5 protein-coding genes are annotated in these 9,072 nt (G+C 42.2%); all 5 read right to left on the bottom strand.

Features of this window, described 5'->3' with window-relative positions:
• Positions 1-163 precede the first annotated feature (163 nt).
• The gene (locus tag Q0502_RS12795; RefSeq protein ID WP_298651307.1) at positions 164-1,666 is read right to left on the bottom strand and encodes a DUF4874 domain-containing protein; all 1,503 of its coding nucleotides are present in this window, start codon (positions 1,664-1,666) and stop codon (positions 164-166) included.
• A gap of 155 nt (positions 1,667-1,821) precedes the next feature.
• Positions 1,822-3,327: a DUF4874 domain-containing protein gene (locus Q0502_RS12790; RefSeq protein WP_298651305.1), complete on the bottom strand. Its 1,506-nt coding sequence runs from the start codon at positions 3,325-3,327 to the stop codon at positions 1,822-1,824.
• 80 nt (positions 3,328-3,407) lie between these two features.
• Complete coding sequence (locus Q0502_RS12785) at positions 3,408-4,745, bottom strand: SusE domain-containing protein (RefSeq protein WP_294081994.1); 1,338 nt, start codon at positions 4,743-4,745, stop codon at positions 3,408-3,410.
• A gap of 19 nt (positions 4,746-4,764) precedes the next feature.
• Positions 4,765-6,285: a RagB/SusD family nutrient uptake outer membrane protein gene (locus Q0502_RS12780; RefSeq protein WP_298651302.1), complete on the bottom strand. Its 1,521-nt coding sequence runs from the start codon at positions 6,283-6,285 to the stop codon at positions 4,765-4,767.
• A gap of 13 nt (positions 6,286-6,298) precedes the next feature.
• Positions 6,299-9,072: TonB-dependent receptor (locus Q0502_RS12775; protein WP_298651300.1), on the bottom strand; the 2,774-nt coding region annotated here is incomplete at its 5' end.

The raw sequence follows: 9,072 nt of genomic DNA, 5'->3' as shown, positions 1-9,072 counted from the left end.
AATGAATAAAATAAATCCTGTACGCTTTTTCATAACTCCTCCATTTTCTATTGATTCACTAAGAAACTGTTCCAATTGCTTACGAAAGAGGGTGATAAAGATATCTTCGCCTTTAAACAGTTTCTAAACTTTTTTATATTTTCCGTATAATTCAGATTGGATGCTACAAGACAACTTCTCCAATGATATTTACCGCATATTTTCCATCATTATCATACCATTGTGAGAGATTCTTATTGGGAACCCATTTTACGTCATACACACCATTGTATTGTAAAGATTTATCCGGGTCCGGCATCCAGATCCCGACCCTGTATTTTCCTGCCAGATCGACAGGGATATCACCTGTCAAACGATGTCTTAAAGGTTGGTATGATTGCTTATTGAAATCATAGGGTTGCCAATCCCGGGGATCAGCATTGATCCTTACCTCTCTTTTTACATTGTTACTCTCATCAATAAACACCAGGTAAACAGGTTTAGAATTAACCGGCGCTGCAAAACCTGTATTTGTAAATTCCAGGTCATACAATAGCTTTTTGCTTTTTGTTTTCAGGGAAGAGCCGGTTAAATTGAGCCGATAGCCAAGATGGTCCCTCACAAAGTTGAAGAACGACCTATTCACTCTGTTCCCTTTTTCATCCATGAAATAATCTTCCGAAAATAATATATTGTTTTTTACAAGTAGTTCCGGATATACTTTTATATTTCTCCATGATTTGATATTCAATTGATAATTCTGAGTGAGGTCAAAGGCCGAGTAGTGATGGTCTCTTAGTATCCTGAGTGTAGTTTCCGGATCGATGAGTGCTGCCAAACCCCATTCGGTGTTTTCGTCGTAGGGAATCTCCCCGCTCATAAAGAACCAAGGCGACTCTCTCTCAATCTGCCTGTACCACTGACTACCCGGGACGAAATCATTTCCCGGGGCGTGGCTATGCTCGCCAGCCGTAAAATAATCATTGGCGTATGAAATACGTGTTTTATCTTTTTCATTGTCTAAATTCAGCCTGTTCTTATGATCGGGGGTCCTGATCTGAATACTGTAGGGTTCCGGATATACTTTTAACAAGGCGTTTACAATATTACTTTTTGCGGTAAAGTCGTTCTGCAAAGGGGTGGTATGCCATTCTCCCCATGCTCCTAAAAATCCGATCTGTATCGTGGCTATTAACCCCCTGTTTTTTTCCAGTAAAGGTTCCAGCTGATCTATATGCCGTAAGATCCACTTTTCCGATTCACCACCCGAAGCATCCAGACCTTTCCAATTATAAGCAAATCTCAAGATAGCTTTATACCCGTGTTTTTTCAACTCATCGAATATGACTTGTATGTTTTCCAATCCTTCCTGTGAAATATCTTTATCCACCCATTCGGTAAGATAAACATACAATTGTAATAATGTCAGATTCTCGGATTCAGAATCAAAAGCCTTTTCCCGGGCTTCAATAAATCCATTTGGAAATATTTCGTTTTTTCTGAATGGATTCGTCATATCATGGGCAAAATAGTTTGACTCCAAATGAAAACCCCTGTCAGGATTGCGTAACGGGGCAATCTTCACAATATCTTTGGCTGCCGTTGTATTTTTCTGATTCCGGGCAGTGGATTCACCGGGAATAAACAGCAGATAAAAAATAAATATGGATATAAACTCAAATCTCATATGATTATTTCATTTTTCTTATCGGTGTATGGCACCCTTGATGATTAAATAATCATCCCGGTTTCATAATCCTATATAGTAGTTTTTTTAAAATAAAACGACACACATACAAGAGATTCCTTGAAAAATCTGTGTGCCGTTTTATAAGAAATACATTAAAAATTAACCTCACCTATTACACTTATCCTATGCTTTTGAGTGTGGATGATTTCCGTATTAGCGAATATGATGGAGAAATCAGCGATCTCTTCCAGTTCATCTGTCGGGTCGGGCATCCATAAACCGACTTTGTATTTTCCGGACAAAGAAACAGATACGTTACCTTTGATATTGTGGTATATCTGTTTAAAATCATTCAACCGGGGATCACATGGTTGCCACGTTCTCGGATCCACATCATCCAAATCCACGATCTGGGTTATGTGATCCTGTCCGTCAACAAAAACAAGCTTGATCGGGCGGGGATTAAGGATAGTGGAGAATCCCGTATTATAGACTGTTATATCATAATTGAGCTCTCCTCCCGTCACTTCAAGCTTACTGTCTTCCTTATCCATATACAACCGGTATCCCAAATGATCCCTGACAAACTGGTATGCCGAACGGGCCACTAATTTTCCTTCATCGTTACGGAAATAACTTTCATCGAAAAGCACATTCATCTCTTTCAGGGCAGCAGGTGTCAATTCGTATCTTTTCCAGTTCGCAAAATTCAATGCATTGTTCTGAGTTACGTCAAATGCGCTGTAATGATGCTCTTTCAATGCACGAATTGAATTCGGGACCGATATAAGAAAATCTAATCCCCATTGGGTATCTTCATCGTAGGGAATTTCTCCGACCACTTTCACATAAGGTCCTTTCTCCATGACCTGGGCATAATCTGCCGACCCAAACGTGTAATCATTGCCGGGAGCTGCCGGATGTTCCGAAGCAGTGAAATAATCATTGGTGTATCCTACCCGTTTCACATACTCATCACCCAACCCACGCTCTATAAATCTTGCCAGATGACTCGGATAGCGAAGGGCCATAAACCTGTCAGGATAAGCATCAAGGATACCTTTTACCAGCTTGGTTTTATTATCCCAATCAGTACTCATCGGAGACTGGTTCCCTTCACCCCATGCTCCAATAAAACCCATTCTCCAAAGATCTATAATTCCTATATTGTCCCGGATAAAAGGTTTCAATTGCTCCAGATGACGAAAAACATCTTCAAATTCCGCATCCGTAGCATATGGATCATAGTCATAAGCAAAAACAATATGTATCTTATATCCCAATTCCTTGGCATCGTCAAATACCCGCTGCATGTTATCAAAAGCCCCTTGGGAAATATCTTTCCCTACAAAATCGCTCAGGTAAAATGTAAGCTGGGTCAGCGTAAGGCTATCCGGCAACGCATTGTTCATTGTTGCTATCTCTGGAATCCAAAGACTGGGAAAAGACACATTGTGCCAGGGGTTCCGAAGATTATGGGAGAAATAGTTACTTTCCAGGTTATAACCTCTTTCAGGATTACGGATAGCTTTTATACTGGTAAGCGGACCGACCTCTTCCGGTTCTCCGGGGTTTTCAGGATCTTCTCCGCGTTCCCCTTCATACTCCCATACCGGGAATGTCGTCTTGTCGTCGGCACAGGACAGTACCGACAACATCGACATGCATATAATTAAAATTGAAAATAATGTAATATGACGCATCGTTTATCTCTTTTTAATTTGAATAATACCTCTACTTATTTGTCATATATGAGCCTTACATTCGCTCCTACGGCCCACACTTCCCAAATGGCAAAATGGTCGAGCATAGCCGCACGGTGGGTATTCTCCCCGATCCCTGTGGCCATCATATATGAGAATGTAGTATTGGTTATTGATTTGTCCTCCCCTTGCTGTTGACCTGCGGTCACCAGTCCCAGTTTCCACTTGTTGACTTTAGGATCTGACTGTGTAGGTTCGTAATTATAGAATACAGGATCTCTCAATACATTATAGGTGCCTTCCTGTGCAAGCGCCTCTTCATATAATTCCCTGCATTCCGTAATAGTCGGCACTCTCCAACCTGCAGCCGGAAGTTTCTGGAACATGGACGGATTAGGACGATAATATCCTCCGAAGGCTTTTACCTGCTCCTCCGTATAACGGTTGGACGGTGCAAACATATAGTTAGCTTCCTCGATATCCGACCCATCGGGATATTTTCTGGTACGCAGGTTTTCTGCCAGCCAGTATTGTACCCGTCCGTCCCTGTATGAAATTTTAGCCACCTTATAGGTAATTTCCTCATCGCCGCGCACATCTTTGTAGATCATCATCGGATTCACCTCTATGGAAGAAGAGGAACGGGATAAATATTCATTCTCTTCTGTCTTCTTAATGTTCCAATACAAACGCATTGATTTGAACGGATGGCTTGAATATTTGATAAATACATCCTGCAGCTGACTATTGGTAATACCCGCGCTGTTTACGGCACCCACATTGTAGGTTACCACCTCTCCCGTCATCTCATTATTATTCGAGAAAACAATAGAATATGCTGTAGCCGGATCTTCTCCTTCTGTATCCCAGGCAAAACTAACCGGCAGTGCTGGCCTGTCGCCGTCTAATGCTACAGGTTTCTGATTCTCCGGAAGGAGCAATCTGGATATAAGCCGTTTCACATTCAAGGGCCTGATCTCCAGGGCTGCAATTCCAATATGGTCAGTCGGTTTTACTGCCCAGTATATTGTTCCTGTTTTTCCGTTTTCAATACCAAATCCAGAGGTGATCTGATCCAGCAATTCTGCCTTAATTGAATAGGATTTGGCCTCTCCGGCCTTAAAATAAACAGGATCCAGTAAAACATCGCTGCCACTTAAAACAAGAGTGGTTCCTCCTTCAATAGTCTCATTCCAAGAGAATGTATATTCGTCAATAGACATTTCATTGAGGTCTATTTCGGCATTTTTCTCCGGTGATGCCAATGTTATATCCGATACGGGCACTTCAACCCTGTAACCATAATCTTCCTGGCAGGAAGAGAATATATATAACACAGCGGTTATCATTAAATATATGCTATATTTCTTCATTGTATTAATTTTTTTTTAATTAATAACCCGGATTTTGTTCTACAAGACCCTGGGATTCATATATAATACTGGGAGGTATCGGGAATCTCTCATATTTATACTTTCCGTCAACCATTGTTGTGATTTTTCCGGTAGGCTGTCCTTCATATTCTGCTTTTTTAACGGCAGCATCAATGAATTGACCATGCCTGATCAAATCCTGGCGGCGTACGCCTTCGTAATAAAACTCATGACCGCGTTCTAATAACAATTTGTCCAGGAAAGTTTCCACATTCGAAAAATCCGCCATTGTCCAGGAGTTTAATCCCGCCCGGTTACGCACAGCATTCAGGTGGTTAATAGCTTCCTGGCTTACATTATCAGCATTCCGGACAATAGCTTCTGCCAACAAGGTTATCACGTCCGCATAGCGATAGATAGGTATATCTATTTCACAGTTTTCCCCTACAACCCCTTCCATACCAAATTTCTGGGGGACAGCGCCTTTGTACAGAGCGCCTTGTATTCCGCTATCCCTGTCATTCTTCTTGTTATGCAATACACCTTCAGTCCCGGTATATTCCCCTACAAGCCTTCCCAATCGCTTATCATTTGGCTCATAAGTTTCGTAGAACGGCCAGGCGACCTTAAATCCACCCCATTTGGTGATCGTTCTTCCTGAAGGAGACGGATAATCCGACGGCAAAGCATGGGCATGCCATTTATGTTCTATTACACCGGCTTTCGCAGTTGCGGCAAAAATGGTTTCCGTATTTTTTTCGGTAGCCAGGTCAAATAACGAATTATAGTCTTCCACTAATTTATAACCATATTCAGGCTTTGTCAATTCACGGCCTATGGCTTCCGCTTTTTCCCATTGTTTGGTAAGCATGTAAAATTTCAACAGGACAGTGTTTGCCAACCCTTTGGTGAAACGCCCATAATCGGAAGAGCCATAACTGTAAGGCAATACTTCAGCCGCTTCCAACAGGTTCGTCTCAATAAACTCATGCATTTCCGCATCCGTTCTTCTGGGTATCAGTTTCTCATCCCTGGGCGACAGCAATGTTTCCAGATCAGCAATCTGAATAGGACCATACAAATCATAAAGGATAAATGCAAGAAATCCTCTGCCACACTTGAGTTCTGCAATAAGCCGCTCTTTCAGGTTTTCGTTCATCTCAATATTTGAGATCTTATGGATGGACATTGTCATCATAGAGATATAATTATATGAACGGTATTGACTTCTGGAACCTGAATCAATATGCCAGTCATCCGCTTCATACGAATTATATACAGTAGTCCATCCCCATGAGTTCTCACCTATATCCGTTACCATTTCCGAGTTAGTAAAATAGCCTGCATCAGGATAAAAAATACCCCATGGGGAAAATATGGTATAACATGTTCCCGTAACAAGGGCAGTTGCGTCCTCCGCATTACTCGGGAATCCCATACCCTCCCCTATCTCACTGTAAAGGCCGCTATCGAGTTGACAACCTGTTAACATAACTGCCACAGAAATCACTACGATAAACTTATTTAATATTTTCTTCATACGATTATTTTATTTAGAATGTTATATTTACTCCCATGCCTAACGATCTGATATTAGGATAAGGATAAGGCCCGTTATCGGTTTCAGGATCCAACCCTTTCCAGTTTGTAATCACAAAAGGGTTGTTTATATTGGCATAGACCCGCACATTTTGTAACAACTTCACCGGAACCGTATATCCTAAAGTGATGCTGCCGCAACGTATGTAATAAATTTTGCTTACATAATAATCACCCCAGCCGTATGTCCCTTGTTTCAGAAAAGTGGGATGATCAGCATTCAGGTTCGTGCTGCTGAAAGACTTGTTCGCCCATGCGGAAACATTGATTGCCTGATTCGTATCCATAAACGTCCATTGTTCCAGATAGCTTGCTCCTTTGGCCTGGCCGGATTCACCATAGAAATAAATGGAGAAGTCAAAATTTTTATATTTCACTTCATTGTTGAATCCAAAATATAATCTTGGCGCCCCGCTTCCCTGGTATACCATATCTTCATCATTTATCACACCATCATCATTTTGATCTTTCAGGATGACCATTCCCGGTAGCAGATCCTTTTGGGCATCAGGTACAGGATCACCCGGGCGCATGATCCCTACCGCTTCGTAGGTCCACCAGGCATTGAACGGATCGTTATTCGATTGGTATGGCTTCATCGCGATAAATGCAGGACGCTCTTTCCATTTATCTTTATAATGGGACAGTGTCAAAGTCGTATTCCACTTCCAATCCTTATTGGCGATATTAACCGTATTGAATGTCAATTCATATCCCTGGCTTTCTACTTTGCCGGCATTAGCCACTATCGAGGTGACCTCGTTATAGGAAGGTATCGGTTTACCCCATTGCAACATGTCGCTTACCTGCCTGTTAAAGTACTCCGCTGTAACCTGTATCCTTCTGTTCAGAAATCCGAGATCCAGTCCCACATTAAACTCTGTAGTCGTTTCCCAGGTAAGGTCTTTATTCCCCATAGCGCTTACATAGGCCCCTTTGTGTTCAGAATCACCAAAAACAAAGTTTCTCCAATTGATCGAATAGGTATTTTGAAGTCCATAGCTTACATTCTCATTCCCTGTAGCACCATGTGAAATACGGAATTTACCATTAGATAACCAGGAACCTGTATTTCTCATAAAATCTTCCTCTGTAAATATCCATCCTAACGATGCAGAAGGGAAATATCCCCATCTTTTCTCAGGAGTAAAGTTAGATGAACCGTCCGCACGTAAAGTAGCTTCCACCAGATAACGGTCTTTATAATTATAATTAACACGACCGAAATACGAAGCGATTGAACGTTTGTATGCTCCTGAACCGACTGACTGCCGCTCACTGGAGCCCGCTCCTAAATTATGATACCAGAATGCATCTGTAAGAAAGTCCCTTGCCATGCCGTTTAAACTCTCACCGTTATATTCCTGGAACGCATATCCAACCAAACCTTTTATTTTGTGTTCATCAAAATCCCTGGTGTATGTCGCATTAAGGTCTAAAAGATAGTCTGCGGCATCGGTTTGTGCAATTCGTCCCGAACCATTGTTACGTTGTCCCTCCACAGTTGTTTTAGGGATATAAGAAGAACGCTTCTGGAAACGCCTGTCAACTCCTAACTGGCCCTTTACCTCCAACCCTTCTATCGGTTTTAATGTCACATGTGTATTAGCCAGCAAACGATCATTTATCGACAAATCTTTATATTCAAGTAATGACACCGGGTTGGGAGCGAAAGAGCGCAACGGGTCCAGATAGTAATTCCCGTTATCGTCATACACAGGATTGGCCGGATTGGCTCTTACGGCAGAAGCTATAATACCCGCATATTCTCCTGAATGGGAACCCAAAGGAACATTGTCAAACTTATTCTGAGAATATGTCATCGTTAAACCGGCTGTAACATATTTACCGAAATCCTGGTCGAAATTTATACGCCCGGAAACACGTTGCACGTCATTTCTCTTAATTATACCGGCTTGCTTCATATAGTTCAGTGAAACCAGATATCTACTCTGATTACTACCCCCTGCCACCTGAATATTATGCTGTTGCATAAATCCGGTACGGGTTACCAGATCGAGCCAATTGGTTTTCTGAGCTCTTAAAATCTGATCATTTGTATAATGAGGAACGAATACAGGGGGATTTTCATTGGGTTTAATGTAATCCGCATAGATTCCCAATCCGTTATTTGCAAGATAATTCTCATAGTATTGCCTGTTCCGCATATCCATGAACTCCTGCACTCCCAGTATTTGGAATTTTTCACTCATGGCCTGTACTGAAGCCTGCCCGGAATAGGTCGTCTGCACTTTCTGGTTACTCCCTCTCTTTGTGGTAATAAGGATAACCCCGTGACCTGCACGGGCCCCGTATATAGCTGTAGATGCCGCATCTTTTAATACAGAAATGGATTCGATATCATCCGGATTGAGCGACCCCAGAATATTATCTATATTCCCCAGCTGGCCAAAACCTTGCCCCACTTCAGTATCCATATTACCACCTGTGGAACCTACGGGGAATCCATCAATAACAATCAGGGGATCACTTCCGGCTCCACCGGCAGCCTCACCCCTGATCTTAAGTTTTGCGCCTCCTCCCGGCTGTGCTGACACCTGATTGACTCTCAACCCGGCTGCTTTACCGGCTAGTCCATGAGATATGGAAGTTAAGCCGGTGGTCTCTATCTGGTCAAATTCTATTACTGATATAGCGCCGGTAAGGGTTTTCTTGCTTTGGGAACCATAACCAACAACAACCACTTCTTCTAACGCCTGTGTATCTT

This window comes from uncultured Proteiniphilum sp., from assembly GCF_937873925.1.
Lineage (GTDB): Bacteria > Bacteroidota > Bacteroidia > Bacteroidales > Dysgonomonadaceae > Proteiniphilum.
This window is presented reverse-complemented; position numbering and strand designations above follow the sequence as displayed.